This is a genomic window from Ornithinimicrobium sp. F0845 (genome assembly GCF_023015765.1).
Classification (GTDB): domain Bacteria; phylum Actinomycetota; class Actinomycetes; order Actinomycetales; family Dermatophilaceae; genus Ornithinicoccus.
Genome location: NZ_JALKAL010000002.1, coordinates 293157 through 307800, shown reverse-complemented (window position 1 = coordinate 307800; position 14644 = coordinate 293157). Strand labels below are relative to the sequence as shown.

Sequence of the window (14644 nt, the reverse complement as noted above, 5' to 3'; positions counted from 1 at the left end):
GAGCGGGGGTCGATGCTGATCGAGGCTGTGTTCCTCCTCGTCCTCGTCATGCTTCCCCTGTTCTACCTGGTGGGCACGCTCGGCCGGCTGCAGGCAGGGGCCTATGCGGTGTCTGCCGCCGCACGTGAGGCCGGCCGGACCTTCGTGGCGAGCCCGGACGAGGCGTCCGGCCAGGCGGCGGCGACCACAGCGGCCTGGCTGGTGATGGACGCTCACGGCTTCGGTTCCGACGACGGCGGGGTGGCCCTGGTGTGCACCGCCGATCCCTGCCTCACGCCCGGGAGCACCGTGCGCATCAACGCCACACTCCAGGTGGCGCTTCCGCTCATCCCGGACTTCATGTCCGGTGTCGTGCCCACCTCGGTGACACTCACCTCCAGCCACGTCTCACCCGTGGAGGCCTACCGTGAGCAGTGAGCAGGGGCGGTGCGGCGACCCCGAGAGCGGGCAGATCAGCATCCTGCTCGTCGGCATGGTCGCGCTCGTCCTCCTGCTCATCCTCGGCGTCGTCGGTGCCACGTCGGTCCAGCTCAGCCGGATCCACCTTCTCGACGCGGCGGACGCCGCAGCACTCGCCGCAGCCGACACGGTGGACGAGGACGCGGTGTATGACGTGGGGCTGGGTGAGGGCATCCCGCTGACCTCCGAGGGGGTGTGGTCCGCAGCCAGCGAGCACCTGGCGCAACAGCCAGTGCCCGATCGCATCGCTGGCTGGGGCATCGCCGCAGGCACGGGCACCCCTGACGCGCGCACTGCCGTGGTCCGGCTCCAGGGTCGGGCGACGATCCCGGTGGTGAGCCGCGTCCTGGAGTCCTTAGGCGGTGGTGTCTCCATCACCGTGGAGTCCAGGGCGCGGTCCGACCTGGGCTGATCCGTCCGTGGCCGGCGCCAGCGGTTTGTCGGTGGTGTCGTCAGGCTGGTAGATTTGCTCCTTGCGTGCGCGCTACAGGTCGTGCGCGCATGCAGCACAACCCTCACGAGGCTCAAGCAAGGGTGCCCCACGCCCGGTCCCGAGGCTCGTGTGTCGCCCTCAACGACACAATCCGACCAAGCAGGAAGACTTTCGTGGCAAACATCAAGTCCCAGATCAAGCGCGTCAAGACCAACGCCAAGGCGACCGAGCGCAACCGCGCTCACAAGGCCGAGCTGCGCACCTGGATCCGCAAGTTCCGCGAGGCTGCTGCCTCCGGCGACGCCGAGGCCACCCAGGCCGCGCTGCAGACCGCCTCCAAAAAGTTGGACAAGGCCGTCTCCAAGGGCGTCATCCACAAGAACCAGGCCGCCAACAAGAAGTCGGCGATGGCCAAGAAGGCTGCCTCCCTCTGAGGCACCGCAGGACCTGACGCGAGGGCGTCCACCCGGCCGGGTGGACGCCCTCGCTCGTCACCCCGCGCATACCCTGACCTCGTGACCGACTCCGCTCTCCTGGCGCTGCACGGCGTGCGCGTGCTGGGCCACGCCACCAGCCGGGCCGTCGCTGCACTCTATGGGCTCGACCACGCACCGGTCGAGGAGCACCTCCTGGACGCGGAGGCGCGCGGTCAGGTCAGACGCGAGGCCTATCTGCCGGGCAGCAACTGGTCGATGACCGAGCTGGGCCGCCACCATGAGGAGGAGCTGCTGGCCGCAGAACTCGACGTCCTGGGTGTGCGCGAGGAGATCAGTGCCCTGCACCGGAGCTTCCTGCCGCTGAACCGACGGCTGGGTCCGCTGATGACCCGCTGGCAGCTGAGGCCGACCCCCGACGACGCGCTGGCCTTCAACGACCACACAGACCTGAGGTATGACGACCGGATCCTGCGTGAGCTCGCACGCCTGGTCGACCAACTGGGGGAGGTCACGCACGGTCTGGAGTCCGCCCTGCCGCGGTTCGGAGTCCACCAGCCGAGGCTCACCACGGCCCTTGAGCGGGCGCTGAACGGCGAGCGTCAGTGGGTCGACGCTCCGGAGGTGGCCTCCATCAACATTGTGTGGATCCAGCTCCACGAGGACATGCTGGCCACCCTCGGCATCCGGCGCGGCGACGAACCGGCAGGCACCTGAGAAGACGAGTCAGAACCCGCTGGGGGTGCTGTACTCGATCTTGGGGCAGGTGTCCATCACCACGCTCAGGCCGGCCTCCTTGGCGCGCTGCGCGGCGTCCTGGTCGACGACACCGAGCTGCAGCCAGATCGCCTTGATCCCGAGCCGCTCGGCCTGGTCGATGGCCTCATCGACGACCGCGCCGACGCGCGCGGAGTTGACGAAGCAGTCGACGACGTCGACGGTGGTGCCGTCCGGGATGGCACTCAGGGAGGCGTAGCCAGCCTCCCCCAGGGTGTGCTCCGCGCGCGGGTGCACGGGGATCACCTGGTGCCCGAGGGTCTCCTGGAGGAACCGGGCGACGCCGTAGGCGCTGCGCGAGGTGTTGGCCGACAGACCCACGACCGCCCAGGTGGCCGTCGTGTGCAGCAGCCGGGTGATGACGGTGTCGTCATTGCGGTGCAGGCGACGTGTCTCGGTCATGGGCACCATTATCGCGCCTCCTGCTGAGGACTGTGCGCCAGCCCGTGCGGGTGCGGTGTGCGCCGACCGGAGGACACGACATACGTTTGACCCCATGCGCTTCGGAATCTTTGTGCCCCAGGGCTGGCGAATGGATCTGCACGGCATCGACACCGCGGACCAGTGGCGGGTGATGCGGGACCTGGCGGTCCGTGCCGACCAGCACGAGGAGTGGGAGTCACTCTGGGTCTACGACCACTTCCACACCACCCCCGAGCCCACGGAGGACCCGACCCACGAGGCCTGGACCCTCATGGCCGCCTTCGCCGCCGCCACCTCCCGGGTGCGGCTCGGTCAGATGTGCACGTGCATGAGCTACCGCAACCCGGCCTACCTGGCGAAGGTCGCAGCGACCGTGGACGTCGTCTCCGGCGGTCGGGTCGAGATGGGTATCGGCGCGGGGTGGTACGAGCACGAGTGGCGGGCCTACGGCTACGGCTTCCCGCGGGCGGGCGTGCGTCTGGCCATGCTGCGTGAGGGCGTGGAGATCCTCCGCCAGGCGTGGACCACCGGCAGTGCCACGCTGGACGGCAAGCACTACCAGGTGGATGGTGCGCTGGTGCATCCCCGACCGCTTCAGGGGACAAGCCTGCCGGGCTCGGAGGCCAACGGCATCCCGATGTGGGTCGCCGGCGGCGGTGAGCAGAAGACGCTGCGGATCGCGGCGGAGTATGCCGACTACACCAACTTCTTCGGCGACCTCGAGGGCTTCAAGCACAAGTCCGAGGTGCTCGCCGGGCACTGCAAGGACATCGGCCGTGACTTCGACAGCATCGTGCGGAGCTCCAACTTCAACACGGTGGTCGGCCGGGATGAGGCCGAGGTGGAGGAGCGCCTGCAGTGGCTGCGCGGACACCTGGTGAAGACCGGGCACAGCGAGGACAAGGCAGACAACGCGATCGTCAGCATGCGCCGGCAGCCGGCCGTCGGCACCCCCGAGCAGGTCATCGAGAAGATGGGCGCGCTGCGGGACGCCGGGCTGGGCTACGCCATCCACTACTTCGCCGAGACCGCCTGGGACACCTCGGGCGTCGAGCTGTTCGAGCAGCAGGTCATCCCCGCACTCCGGTGACGTCATGAGCGAGGGTCGCTGCTCGGGCTCCAGGGCGTTCAGGACGCGCCAGATCTCGCTGGTCAGCGGGCCGCCCGGGTCAGCGTGTCAGTTCAGCCGGGCAGAGAGTGATCTCGACGGGGGCGGCGGCGGTCCACTGCTCCTCGCCGGTGACGTGGCACTCCTCGCGGTAGGCGCCGTCGGGACCGAGCCGGTAGGCGGTGATGGAGGGCGTGTCGGGTGCCACCACCCAGTAGTGCTCGACCCCGGCCGTGGCGTAGGCGTCCCGCTTGACCCCGAGGTCCCGTCGCCACGTCGAGGGAGACAGGATCTCGATCACGAGAACCGGCGTCGCCTGGAGACCGCCTCCGGTGAGGTCAGCCCGGTCCGTCACCAGGACATCGGGCTGGAGCGTCGTGTCACCCTTACCCGCCTGCAGCTCGACGTCCAGCGGAGCAGTCACGACCTCCCGACCAGCGGGCAGTGCAGCGCTGATCAGGAGCACCAACCGGGTGGCGATCAATTGGTGGAGGCCGCCCGGTGAGGGAGTCATCAGGATCTCACCGTCGAGCAGCTCGTAGCGCGCGCCGTCCTGACGCTTCTCGCGCTCCTCGCGGAAGGCCTCGAACTCGGCCCGGGACACCCGGTGCTCGTGTGCGCGGTCGGTGAGCGTCGGCATACTCATCATGCTTCCCCCTCCGAGACATGCCCGCAACCATCTCCGGAACTGGCTGGACCCGGCGGTTCCTGTCCACAACCTGCGGGTGGGTAGTCTTCGCCCATGAGCGACTTCGACCTCTTCCGCATCTCCGAGGACCACGAGGCACTGCGTGAGGCCGTGCGGGAGGTGTGCGACAACAAGATCGCACCCCACGCCGCGGCGGTCGACGAGGAGAGCAGGTTCCCGCAGGAGGCGCTCGACGCCCTGACGTCGACCGACTTCCACGCACCGCACATCGCCGAGGAGTATGACGGGGTGGGCGCCGATGCGCTCGCCACCTGCATCGTCATCGAGGAGGTCGCCCGGGTCTGCGCCTCGTCCTCACTGATCCCGGCGGTCAACAAGCTGGGCACGATGCCGCTCATCCTCGGTGCCAGCGACGAGATCAAGAGCAGGTACCTCCCCCCGGTCGCCCGCGGTGAGGCGATGTTCTCCTACGGACTGTCCGAGGCCGGCGCCGGGAGCGACACCGCCGGCATGAAGTGCAAGGCCATCGAGCAGCCCGACGGCACCTTCCTGCTCAACGGCCAGAAGTCGTGGATCACCAACGCCGGGGTCTCGGAGTTCTACACCGTCCTCGCGGTCACCGACCCAGAGGGGGAGCGGGGCCGCAACGTCACGGCCTTCGTCGTGGAGAAGTCGGACGAGGGGTTCACCTTCGGCGAGCCGGAGAAGAAGCTCGGCATCAAGGGATCCCCGACGCGGGAGCTGCTCTTCGAGAACTGCTCGATCCCCGGCGACCGGATGGTGGGTGCACCGGGTGAGGGTCTGAAGATCGCCCTGCGCACTCTCGACCACACCCGCGTCACGATCGGCGCCCAGGCCGTCGGCATCGCGCAGGGCGCTCTGGACTTCGCACTCGGCTATGTGAAGGAGCGGCAGCAGTTCGGCAAGCGCATCGCCGATTTCCAGGGCCTGCAGTTCATGCTGGCCGACATGGGCATGAAGCTCGAGGCCGCGCGCCAGATGGTCTACGTCGCGGCGGCCAAGTCCGAGCGCAATGACCCTGATCTGCCGTTCTTCGGTGCGGCCGCCAAGTGCTTCGCCTCCGATGTGGCGATGGAGATCACCACCGATGCTGTCCAGTTGCTCGGTGGCTACGGCTACACCAAGGACTTCCCGGTCGAGCGGATGATGCGCGACGCCAAGATCACCCAGATCTACGAGGGCACCAACCAGGTCCAGCGCATCGTCATGGCGCGGCAGCTCCTGAAGGGCTGAGGTCCGGAAAAACGGGAGGTGCCCCGCGCCCACGAGATGACATCCTCGGCGCATGGACGAAACTGACTGGACATCCCTGGCGGACCGTGCCGCCCAACTCGAGGCCGAGGAGAACTTTTCGGGGATTCTGCGACTCACCCGGGGGGACCGTGTGCTGTTCGAGTCCTGCCACGGCATGGCCAACCGGGCTGACGGCATACCGGTGCGCCCGACCACCCGTTTCGCCACCGCCTCGCTGAGCAAGATGTTCACGGCGGTGGGGGTGCTCGACGCGGTGGGTCGGGGCGAGGTCGGCCTGCCCGACGCGGTCGTCGACGTCCTCCCGCCCGACCGGCGACCCTCGACGCTGCGGGACGACGTGACCGTGCACCACCTGCTGTCGCACACGTCCGGGATCGCCGACTACTTCGAGGAGGACGAGGACCTGCCCGGCTACCGGGAGGACTACGGCGCACTCTGGGAGAGTCTTCCGACCTACACGGTCCGTGACTACGCCACGTTGCTGCCGCTCTTCGCCGATCTCCCTCCCGTCTGCCCGCCGGGGACCGCCCACCACTACAGCAACGCGGGCTACGTGCTGCTCGGCATCCTCCTCGCCCACGTGTCCGGGCTCCCGTTCACCGAGGCGGTCGAGACCCGCGTGTTCGCCCCGGCCGGGATGTCGGCCAGCGGCTACCCGGCGATGGACGAGGTCCACCCCGACGTGGCCACCGGCTACCTGCCGCCGCTCACGCCCGGCGGCCCGTGGCGCACCAACATCTTCTCGGTCCCGGCCGTCGGGGGCGGGGACGGGGGAGCGGTCACCACGGCGGGCGACCTCGACGTCTTCCTGCGCGCCGTGCACCGCGGGGGAGTATGGCGTGGCGTCACCCCCGAGGACGTCCTCACCCCGCGCATGCCGGCCGAGGATCGGTGGGCTCCCGGTTACGGCCTGGAGGTGCGGGACGACGGGGTGTTCTGCAAGGACGGTGGGGACCCCGGCGTCGCGGCGTTCGCACGGTTCAATCCCGCCACCGACACCACGCTGGTGCTGTTGGCGAATGTTGACTGGGAGGACGTTCCTGGGCTCCCGGACGTGCTGGAGATGCTCGTCGAGGCCGCGGACAGGTAGGGCTGGCCGGCGCGGCCGCGCCAAGGCATCTGCCGACACACCGGTCCAGACGGTTCCCTTTCGGGGATTCGTTGCCCATGCTGGTCACTGCACGTGTGACCAGAGTGATCAATGAGACTGGAGGGACCGGGACTTGTCGGCTCTGCCCGAGACACCGCTCGTCGAGGAGTCCCTTGGCGAGCCCGTGGGGCAGGTCTTGCGGACGGAGGAGCCGTCCCCGGCGCAACCGGTGACCGAGCCCTCCCTGGCGCAAGCGGTGACCGAGCCGACCCCGGTGCGTCGCCCCGTCTCTGCGCGTCAGCGCGCCGTCTATCGCCGCCGGCGGATCGTGGCTGCGGTCCTGGTGCTGGTCCTGACCGTGCTACTGGTCCTGGCCGTCCAGGCCGTGACCGCGTTCATCTCCCAGCTCGCGACACCCGCCGAGGCCACCCCTGCTCCCGTGGCCCTGGCCGCCGACGACCCGGTCAGGCTGGCCGTGCCGGTCGGCGGCAGCGCCGTGCACCTGTCGCCCGCGGGGGTCGACGGACGCGGTGTGATCGATCCGCCCGCCGGAGAGGCGGTGTGGTACACCGGGCACGACCGGGTGACCCCCGGTGAGCTCGGGACGGCCGTCATCGTCGGCAGCACGGCCGACGCGGACGGGGACCCGACACCGTTCGCCGGGGTCACCTCGCTCACTGAGGGTGACCGGGTCGTCGTGGTCTTCGGCGACGGGGTCACCCTTGAGCTCGACGTGGTCAGCGCCGCCCTGGTCGAGCGCGATGACGTGGAGTCCTCGGACCTGCTGTGGGGAGACCAGTCGGAGACGCGTCGCGTCGCCCTGGTCACCTCGGACGAGGTCAGCGAGGGCGACGACAGGGGGACCTTCCTGGCCGTCGCCGAGCTCGGCTGACCGTCGACCCCGGGCGGCGCGAGGTCAGGGCCCCCCTGCGGCGATGGCGGCCAGCACGGCAGCGGCCAGCTCGACGTCGGCTTCCTCCGGGACGCACCGCAGGTCCAGCAACAGCTCGCCCCCCTCGACGTGCCCCACCACACACGGCGTGCCGGTCCGCAGCGGCCGGGCCAGCCCCTCGGGGAGCGCGACTGCCCACCCGGGCAGCCGGACACCGGGTGCCCCGCCACCTCCAACCACCCCGTCGTGGCGGCGCACCCGGCCGCCGACCTGCTCTGCAAGGACCTCGGTCCGGCGCCGCAGGGCCTCCGGGTCGGCACCGCGGTAGGTGGTGACCGGGGTCGACCCACCGCGCAGCGTGGCCCCGAGGGCCGCCAGGGTCAGCTTGTCGACCCGCAACGCCCGGGCCATCGGGTGCCGTCGGAGCCGCTGCACCAGCGGCGGTTCTCCGAGCAGGAGACCGGCCTGGGGCCCGCCGAGCAGCTTGTCGCCGCTCGCGGTCACGAGCGCGGCCCCGGCCCGCAGCGCGCTGGCGGCGTCAGGCTCGTCGGGCAGCGCGGGGTCGGGAGCCAGCAGGCCCGAGCCGATGTCCACGACGACGGGCACCCCCAGATCCGTCAGGTCGGGCACGCTGACGCCCCCGGTGAACCCCTCCACCCGGAAGTTGCTCGGATGGATCTTGACGATCGCGGCCGTCCGCGGGCCGATCGCCGCGGTGTAGTCGGCCCGGCGGGTGCGGTTGGTCGTGCCCACCTCGCGCAACCGGGCGCCCGTCGACACCATCAGGTCAGGCAGCCGGAAGCCGTCACCGATCTCCACCAGCTCCCCCCGGCTGACCACGACCTCGTCGCCGCCGCCGGCCAGGGCGGTGATGGCCAGCAGCAGGGCCGCGGCACCGTTGTTGACCACCATCGCGTCGGTGCCCTCGGGGAGCTGGTCGAGCAGGGCGCCGATCACCCCAGCGCCACGTGGACCCCGTCGCCCGGTGTCCACGTCGAACTCCAGGTCCGTGTAGGCCGCGGCACGCACGACGGCCGCGATCGCGCTGTCCGACAGGGGTGCCCGGCCGAGATTGGTGTGCACCACGACCCCGGTGGCGTTGAGGACCGCCCGCACGGTGCTGACGTCGGGGAGAGCAGAGATCGCCTCCTCCAGGACGTCCTCCGGCGCGATGAGGCCGGCCCGGGCCCGTTCCTGCGCCTGGTGGATGGCCGGCAGTATGGCGTCGCGTCGCAGCCCACGGCCCGCGCGAGTCAGGCGGGGGTCGGCCAGGAGCTGGTCTGTCCGCGGGATCCGCCTCCGCGGGTCGTTCACCGGACGATCTGCACGGGACACGTGGCCAGGTGCAGCACGGCGCGGCTGGTCGATCCGAGGAGCAGGCTCGTGAGATCGCCGCGACCTCGGGCACCCACGACCACGAGGGCGGCGTCCGCAGCCGTGCGGGCAATCACATCGTGGGGACGGCCCTCGGGCGTCACGGTCGACACGCGCAGCCCCGGGTGTCTGTCGAGGGCTGCCCGCCCGGCGTCGCCGGCGATGTTCTCGACGGCGCCCCTGAGCGCGGCTTCCAGGTCCGCGAAGGAACCCTGACCGGCGGGCGGGGCCGCGACATACCGGTCCTGCGGTGGTCGCTCCCAGGCGGTGACGATCTCCAGGGGCGCGCCGAAGCGGCTGGCGATGTCAGCCGCCCGCTGCACCGCCTTCTCGCCGCTCGGAGAGCCATCGGTGGCGACACACACCGCGTGGTCCGGGCCCGGCACGGGGAGCTCGCCCCGCGGCACGACCACCACCGGGCAGCGGGCGCGGCTGGCTACGTGAAAGGCCGTGGAGCCGAGCAGGATGCCGGTGACCCGGCCTCGCCCGCTGTTGCCCACCACGATCAGTCGTGCGCTCGGAGAGACCTCCTCGAGGGCCGCTGCGCCGCTGGCGAGCGAGGAGCGGGTGGTGACCCTGACCTCGGGCTGCACCGCCCGGGCCAGGTCGGCGCCCCGCTCCGCAACCGCCGTGGCGTCCCGGTGGACCTCCTCGGGGTCCCAGATCGCCGTCCCGGCGTCCTGGACGTAGCGCAGGCGTTCCGCCGCGTGCAGCACCGCGAGGGGTGCCTCCTGGCTCGCCGCCACGTGCGCCGCCCAGGTGACCGCCGTGCCCGCGCGCTCGGAGCCGTCGAAGCCGACGACCACCGGGCGGGCATCCAGGTCATTCATCTCGACTCCTCGTGCTCGACCTTGACCCATCCTGTCGGACACACGCCTCCGTGACCACCCAAAGATGGTCCACGGCCGGTCAGGTGGATCAGGCCCGGCGGTCGGTGACGACGTGGGCCTTGACGACCAGGAGGTCCTCGGCCGACATCGCGTCGAACGGGGAGACCAGCTCCAGGCCCTCGAGCTGGCGGACACTGCGCGAGGTGAGCCGCTGGCCGGACACCCGCCAGCCGGCCTCCCGCAGCAGGCGGTGGTAGTCGCTGAGCCGCAGACGGTTCTGGTAGCCGAGCCGGTTGTTGGCCAGTCGCCACCGGGCCGGGGTCAGGGTGAGGAAGTGGAACTCGTTGATCCGGGGGTCGAAGCCGGCGTAGTGGTCGGCCAGGTCGATGTAGTGGCTCATCCGCGCGCGAGGCGAGCCGATGCGCAGAAACTCGGCGAAGATGCGGCCCAGGACGTCGGCCGGGATGTGCTCGAGGGTGTTGTTGGAGACGAAGAGGTCGGCGCCGTGGGTCTCGGGCACGCCGGAGAGAGCCTGTGCGTCCGCGACCACCGGGGTGACGGCCAGTGGCTCGAGCAGCTGTCTGGCGGTTCTGGCGCCGGGGTCGCCGAGCAGCTCTCGGAGTTGGGCCAGCCGCTCGGGTGCTGCGCAGCGGATCTGCCCGGAGGCCTCGAGATCGCTGAGGACCTGCATCGTGAGGCGCACCCGGGCCGGGTCCAGGTGCGCAGTCCGGTCGATGGTGACCACCGTGGCGCCGTGCAGCGCCAGCCCGAGCGGCACGATCGGGAACCATCCGGTCCCCAGCTCCACGACCCGGCTGTCGGGCAGCCCGGTGCCCGCCTCGCGGCCGGTGGCCCGCAGGTGCGCCTCGACGTGCTGCCACTTGGACCGGAAGTAACTGGTCGTCAGCCGCGGTGCCCGCACCCGTCGGCGGAGCCGGTCGTCAAGGACGGCGGCGCCGGGTGCCGCGGCGAGCACCCCCTGGGCCGCGGCCTTGAGCCACCAGCGGTCCAGCACGCGAGGGGTCACGGCTCGATCGACAGCGGCTCGCCGTTGCGCAACGCCTCGAACATGGCGCCCGCCTTCTCCTCGTCCCACAGGACGCTGGAGCCGGCGTTGGTCACGTAGTTGGCGTCGGCGACCGGGACGGTGAGGGACTGGCCCTCGCCGTTGGAGATCGACCGCATGCCGAGCGCCATCCGGACGGTCTCCCACATGGAGGTGTCCTCGCCGATCGCCATCGCCGATCCGGCGGCCGTCCCGACGTCGTGCAGCCGCCAGGGGACCAGCACCGTGCCTGGGGTGGCCATCTCGTGGGTGAGCGCCGCCAGGAACTCCCGCTGGCGCTCCACGCGGCCCAGGTCGCCGCGCGGATCGCCGTAGCGCATCCGCACGTAGTTGAGGGCCTCGGCGCCCTCGAGCACCTGACAGCCTGCCGGGAGGTCGAGGCGCGTCTTCTCGTCCTGGACGGGCTCGTCCAGGCACATCTCGACACCGCCGACGGTCGCCACGACCTCGACGAAGCCGCCGAACCCGATCTCGAGGTAGCCCTCGACGCGCAGACCCGTGGACTGCTCCACCGTGTCGGCCAGCAGTGCCGGGCCGCCGTTGGCGTAGGCGGCGTTGATCTTGTTGGCGCCGTAGCCCGGGATCTCCACGTAGGAGTCGCGGGGGATCGATATCAGGGTCGGCCCACCGGAGTCGGGCAGGTGGAGCAACATGATCGTGTCGGCCCGCGACCCCTCCGCGTGCCCGGTCACCAGGTCGTTGCGCTCCTCCCGGCTCAGGTTCTCCCGGCTGTCCGTCCCCACCAGCAGGAAGTTGGTGCCCGAGCCGGCAGCCGGCCGCGTGCTGCTCGTGGGGGTGGCGTCCACCCGGTCGATGGAGTTCCAGATGCTGGTCACGGCCCAGATCATCGAGCCGACGTAGGCCAGGACGAGCAGCAGGAGGACGGCCAGGACGCGACGCAGCGTGTAGCGACGGCGTGGCCGGCGGCGCGGCGGCCGGCCACCCGGCCCGCCCGGCGGACGCCTGGGGGGACCCGGCCGCGGGGACGGCTCCTCGGCATACTCCTGCTCGACCCAGCGCTCGTCGGAGAACTCGTCCTCGTCGTAGCCGTAGTCGGCCGCGGTCGCCCGCCGGCCGACCGGCAGCTCCCGGGTCCGGTCGTCGTAGAACCCGTCGTCATAGGCCGTGTCGTCGTAGGCCGTGTCGTCGGTGAACTGCTCTCCGGAGGAGTGCGGGTCGTAGTCGTCGTCACGGGACCTGCGCGAGCGCCCACCGGTGCCGGGGGTGCGCGGCATCGGGCGGGTCCAGTCGTCCTCGGAGTGGGTTGGCACGCCCGCCAGGGTAGGCGGTGAGGCTGGGGGAACGCTGCGCCCACGCCGGTCGATTGGGGAAGGTAGCCTCGTCGTCGTGACCGACGACCGCCCTCCCGTGTCCGTGATCATGCCCATCCTCAACGAGGAACGGCACCTGGGTGAGGCGGTCCGCTCGGTCCTGGCCCAGGAGTATGCCGGGGAGCTGGAGGTCGTGGTCGCCATCGGCCCGAGCAGGGACCGCACGCAGGAGGTGGCCGAGGAGCTGGCGGCCGCCGACTCCCGGGTCACCCTGGTCGACAATCCCTCGGGACGGACCCCGGACGGGCTCAACGCCGCGCTGGCCGCGGCACGCCACGAGGTCATCGTGCGCATGGACGGTCACGGGGAGCTGTCGGCGGGCTACATCGACACCGCCGTCCGGGTGCTGCAGGAGACCGGTGCCGCCAACGTCGGCGGCGTCATGCTGGCCGAGGGGCAGACCGACTTCGAGCGGGCCGTGGCGGTCGCGATGGGCTCACGCCTGGGCCTGGGGGCCGCCCGCTTCCACGTCGGCGGTCAGCCGGGCCCGAGCAAGACGGTCTTCCTGGGGGTCTTCCAGCGCGACTGGCTGCGGCGGGTGGGCGGCTACGACCCGACCTACGCCCGCGCGCAGGACTGGGAGATGAACTGGCGGATCCGGCAGGAGGGCGGGACGGTCTGGTTCACACCGGAGCTGACCGTCACCTATCGCCCCCGGCCCGACCTGCAGGCACTGGCGCGACAGTACTTCCGGACCGGCCGGTGGCGGCGCCGACTCGTGCAGCAGCACCCTGAGTCGGTGAGCGCGCGGTATCTCGCGCCCCCGACGGCGCTGCTGCTCGTGGCCGGCGGCGCGGTCGGCGGTCTGGCCTGGCGCCCCCTGCTCGCGCTGCCGCTGGGGTATGCCGCGCTGGTCACCGTCGGTGGCCTCGCGATCGGGGCCAAGCACGGCGCGCGGGTCGCGGCCCGGATGCCGGCCGTCCTGACGACCATGCACCTGTCGTGGGGTGCCGGCTTCCTCCGCGGTGTCGACGGGGAGTAGGTGCCGGCCGGGGCTACGTGCCGGGCCAGACCGGCCAGGTCAGCTCAGATCAGGTCGACGACGAGCTGCGCGCCGGTCTTGTCCTGGACCTCCTCGGGCGTGACGCCCTCGACGACCTCGCGGAGCACGAGGCCCTCGGGAGTCACGTCGATCACCGCGATGTCGGTGATGATGCGCTCCACGACGGCCAGACCGGTGATCGGCAGCGAACACTCCTGCACGATCTTGTGGGTGCCGTCCTTGGCCACGTGGTCCATCAGCACAATGACCTTCTTGGCGCCCAGGACCAGGTCCATCGCGCCACCCATCCCCTTGATCATCTTGCCCGGGATCATCCAGTTGGCGATGTCGCCGGCGGCGGACACCTGCATCGCGCCGAGGATGGCCGCGTCGACCTTGCCGCCCCGGATCATGCCGAAGCTGGTGGCCGAGTCGAAGATCGAGGCGCCGGCCCGCAGGGTCACCGTCTCCTTGCCGGCGTTGATCAGGTCGGGATCCTCCTCACCCTCGTAGGGGTAGGGGCCCACACCGAGGATGCCGTTCTCGGACTGCAGCACCAGCTCGACATCGTCGGGCACGTAGTTGGGCACCAGGGTGGGCATCCCGATGCCGAGGTTGACGTAGTCGCCGTCCTGCAGCTCCTGCGCGGCGCGGGCCGCCATCTGCTCGCGGGTCAGTGCCATGGCTCAGGCCTCCTCGTCGGTGGTGATGGTGGTGGTGGCATCCGGTCGGGGACGGGTGGTCCTCTTCTCGATGTCCTTGGCGGCCACCTGCTCGGGGGTCAGCACCAGGACGCGCTGGACGTAGATGCCCGGTAGGTGCACCTCGTCGGGGCGGATCTCACCGGGCTCGACGAGCTCCTCGACCTCGGCGACGGCCACGCCGGCGGACATCGCGCAGAGCGGGTTGAAGTTGCGGGCCGACTTGTTGAAGACCAGGTTGCCGTGCCGGTCGGCCTTGGCGGCGCGGACCAGACCGAAGTCGGCGAAGATCGAGCTCTCCAGGACGTACTCGCGGGTGTGTCCGCGCACGGTGTACTCGCGCTTCTCCTTCGCCGGGGAGGCCTTGATGACGTTGCCCTCGGAGTCGTAGCGCCACGGCATCCCACCCTCGCTGACCAGCGAGCCGACCCCCGTGGGCGTCCAGAACGCCGGGATGCCGGCACCGGCGGAGCGGAGCTTCTCGGCGAGGGTGCCCTGCGGCGTGAGCTCGACCTCGAGCTCGCCCGAGAGGTACTGGCGGGCGAACTCCTTGTTCTCACCGACGTAGGAGGCGATGACCCGGCCGACGCGGTGCGCTGCGAGGAGCACACCGAGGCCAGCACCGTCCACGCCGCAGTTGTTGGAGACGACCTCCAGGTTGGTGCTGCCCTTGGCGAGCACGGCGTCGATGAGGACGCTGGGGATGCCGGAGATCCCGAACCCGCCCACGGCGAGGGTCATGCCGTCCTCGATGCCCTCGACGGCTTCTGCTGCGCTGCTCACGACCTTGTCCATGGGCGAGACCCTACCTGCGGCCCAC

Annotated in this window: 17 protein-coding genes; 9 read left to right on the top strand and 8 right to left on the bottom strand. The window is 70.8% G+C overall.

Annotation, left to right across the window (positions count from 1 at the left end; translation table 11 throughout):
- Positions 1–12 precede the first annotated feature (12 nt).
- The 4 genes from MWU75_RS04720 to MWU75_RS04705 all read left to right on the top strand — a co-directional run bounded on the left by MWU75_RS04720 (position 13) and on the right by MWU75_RS04705 (position 2043).
- The gene (locus MWU75_RS04720; RefSeq protein WP_247088557.1) at positions 13–417 is read left to right on the top strand and encodes a pilus assembly protein; all 405 of its coding nucleotides are present in this window, start codon (positions 13–15) and stop codon (positions 415–417) included.
- Positions 407–871, top strand: a complete 465-nt coding sequence (locus MWU75_RS04715) for a pilus assembly protein TadG-related protein (RefSeq protein WP_247088556.1) — start codon at positions 407–409, stop codon at positions 869–871. The genes MWU75_RS04720 and MWU75_RS04715 overlap by 11 nt, the downstream gene beginning before the upstream one ends.
- Positions 872–1065: 194 nt before the next feature.
- Positions 1066–1326, top strand: a complete 261-nt coding sequence (gene rpsT, locus MWU75_RS04710) for a 30S ribosomal protein S20 (protein ID WP_247088555.1) — start codon at positions 1066–1068, stop codon at positions 1324–1326.
- Between the two features lie 81 nt (positions 1327–1407).
- Positions 1408–2043 carry a transcriptional regulator gene (locus tag MWU75_RS04705; RefSeq protein WP_247088554.1) on the top strand — a complete coding sequence of 212 codons (636 nt, stop codon included), beginning with the start codon at positions 1408–1410 and terminating at the stop codon, positions 2041–2043.
- 9 nt (positions 2044–2052) lie between these two features.
- Here MWU75_RS04705 and MWU75_RS04700 read toward each other — a convergent pair whose 3' ends face one another.
- Positions 2053–2505 (bottom strand): CoA-binding protein, encoded by a 453-nt coding sequence (locus MWU75_RS04700; protein WP_247088552.1) that lies wholly within the window; start codon positions 2503–2505, stop codon positions 2053–2055.
- 94 nt (positions 2506–2599) lie between these two features.
- On the opposite strand from MWU75_RS04700, the gene MWU75_RS04695 reads away from it, so the two are divergent.
- On the top strand, positions 2600–3616 hold the full coding sequence (locus MWU75_RS04695; RefSeq protein WP_247088550.1) for an LLM class F420-dependent oxidoreductase: 1017 nt from the start codon (positions 2600–2602) through the stop codon (positions 3614–3616).
- A 79-nt stretch (positions 3617–3695) separates the two neighbouring features.
- Here MWU75_RS04695 and MWU75_RS04690 read toward each other — a convergent pair whose 3' ends face one another.
- On the bottom strand, positions 3696–4274 hold the full coding sequence (locus tag MWU75_RS04690; RefSeq protein ID WP_247088548.1) for a Uma2 family endonuclease: 579 nt from the start codon (positions 4272–4274) through the stop codon (positions 3696–3698).
- A 102-nt stretch (positions 4275–4376) separates the two neighbouring features.
- Between MWU75_RS04690 and MWU75_RS04685 the strand changes: the two genes are divergently transcribed.
- The 3 genes from MWU75_RS04685 (at position 4377) to MWU75_RS04675 (ending at position 7540) form a co-directional block, all read left to right on the top strand.
- Complete coding sequence (locus MWU75_RS04685; RefSeq protein ID WP_247088547.1) at positions 4377–5537, top strand: acyl-CoA dehydrogenase family protein; 1161 nt, start codon at positions 4377–4379, stop codon at positions 5535–5537.
- Between the two features lie 52 nt (positions 5538–5589).
- A complete protein-coding gene (locus tag MWU75_RS04680; RefSeq protein ID WP_247088546.1) occupies positions 5590–6648 on the top strand; it encodes a serine hydrolase domain-containing protein in 1059 nt (352 codons plus the stop codon).
- Positions 6649–6781: 133 nt separating this feature from the next.
- Positions 6782–7540, top strand: a complete 759-nt coding sequence (locus MWU75_RS04675; protein ID WP_247088544.1) for a class F sortase — start codon at positions 6782–6784, stop codon at positions 7538–7540.
- A 24-nt stretch (positions 7541–7564) separates the two neighbouring features.
- On the opposite strand, the gene selA is transcribed toward MWU75_RS04675, so the two are convergent.
- From selA to MWU75_RS04655, 4 genes are all read right to left on the bottom strand, one after another.
- A complete protein-coding gene (gene selA / locus MWU75_RS04670; protein WP_247088542.1) occupies positions 7565–8854 on the bottom strand; it encodes an L-seryl-tRNA(Sec) selenium transferase in 1290 nt (429 codons plus the stop codon).
- Entirely contained in the window at positions 8851–9744 is an 894-nt protein-coding gene (locus MWU75_RS04665) for a universal stress protein (protein ID WP_247088540.1), read from the bottom strand. The genes selA and MWU75_RS04665 overlap by 4 nt, the downstream gene beginning before the upstream one ends.
- 88 nt (positions 9745–9832) lie before the next feature.
- Positions 9833–10771 carry a class I SAM-dependent methyltransferase gene (locus MWU75_RS04660; RefSeq protein ID WP_247088539.1) on the bottom strand — a complete coding sequence of 313 codons (939 nt, stop codon included), beginning with the start codon at positions 10769–10771 and terminating at the stop codon, positions 9833–9835.
- Positions 10768–12081, bottom strand: coding sequence for an LCP family protein (locus MWU75_RS04655; RefSeq protein ID WP_247088537.1), 1314 nt, complete (start codon positions 12079–12081; stop codon positions 10768–10770). Before MWU75_RS04655 ends, MWU75_RS04660 begins: the two co-directional genes overlap by 4 nt.
- A 76-nt stretch (positions 12082–12157) precedes the next feature.
- On the opposite strand from MWU75_RS04655, the gene MWU75_RS04650 reads away from it, so the two are divergent.
- Entirely contained in the window at positions 12158–13123 is a 966-nt protein-coding gene (locus tag MWU75_RS04650) for a glycosyltransferase family 2 protein (RefSeq protein WP_348647734.1), read from the top strand.
- 44 nt (positions 13124–13167) lie between these two features.
- Here the strand turns inward: MWU75_RS04650 and MWU75_RS04645 are convergent, their stop codons facing one another.
- Entirely contained in the window at positions 13168–13806 is a 639-nt protein-coding gene (locus tag MWU75_RS04645; RefSeq protein ID WP_247088535.1) for a CoA transferase subunit B, read from the bottom strand.
- A gap of 3 nt (positions 13807–13809) precedes the next feature.
- The gene (locus MWU75_RS04640) at positions 13810–14619 is read right to left on the bottom strand and encodes a CoA transferase subunit A (RefSeq protein WP_247088533.1); all 810 of its coding nucleotides are present in this window, start codon (positions 14617–14619) and stop codon (positions 13810–13812) included.
- Positions 14620–14644 lie beyond the last annotated feature (25 nt).

Coding starts and splice junctions, on each gene's coding strand:
- MWU75_RS04720 (WP_247088557.1), top strand. CDS start 13: ATGCTGATCGAGGCTGTGTTCCTCCTCGTCCTCGTCATGCTTCCCCTG.
- MWU75_RS04700 (WP_247088552.1), bottom strand. CDS start 2,505: ATGACCGAGACACGTCGCCTGCACCGCAATGACGACACCGTCATCACC.
- MWU75_RS04695 (WP_247088550.1), top strand. CDS start 2,600: ATGCGCTTCGGAATCTTTGTGCCCCAGGGCTGGCGAATGGATCTGCAC.
- MWU75_RS04690 (WP_247088548.1), bottom strand. CDS start 4,274: ATGCCGACGCTCACCGACCGCGCACACGAGCACCGGGTGTCCCGGGCC.
- MWU75_RS04685 (WP_247088547.1), top strand. CDS start 4,377: ATGAGCGACTTCGACCTCTTCCGCATCTCCGAGGACCACGAGGCACTG.
- MWU75_RS04680 (WP_247088546.1), top strand. CDS start 5,590: ATGGACGAAACTGACTGGACATCCCTGGCGGACCGTGCCGCCCAACTC.
- MWU75_RS04665 (WP_247088540.1), bottom strand. CDS start 9,744: ATGAATGACCTGGATGCCCGCCCGGTGGTCGTCGGCTTCGACGGCTCC.
- MWU75_RS04645 (WP_247088535.1), bottom strand. CDS start 13,806: ATGGCACTGACCCGCGAGCAGATGGCGGCCCGCGCCGCGCAGGAGCTG.
- MWU75_RS04640 (WP_247088533.1), bottom strand. CDS start 14,619: ATGGACAAGGTCGTGAGCAGCGCAGCAGAAGCCGTCGAGGGCATCGAG.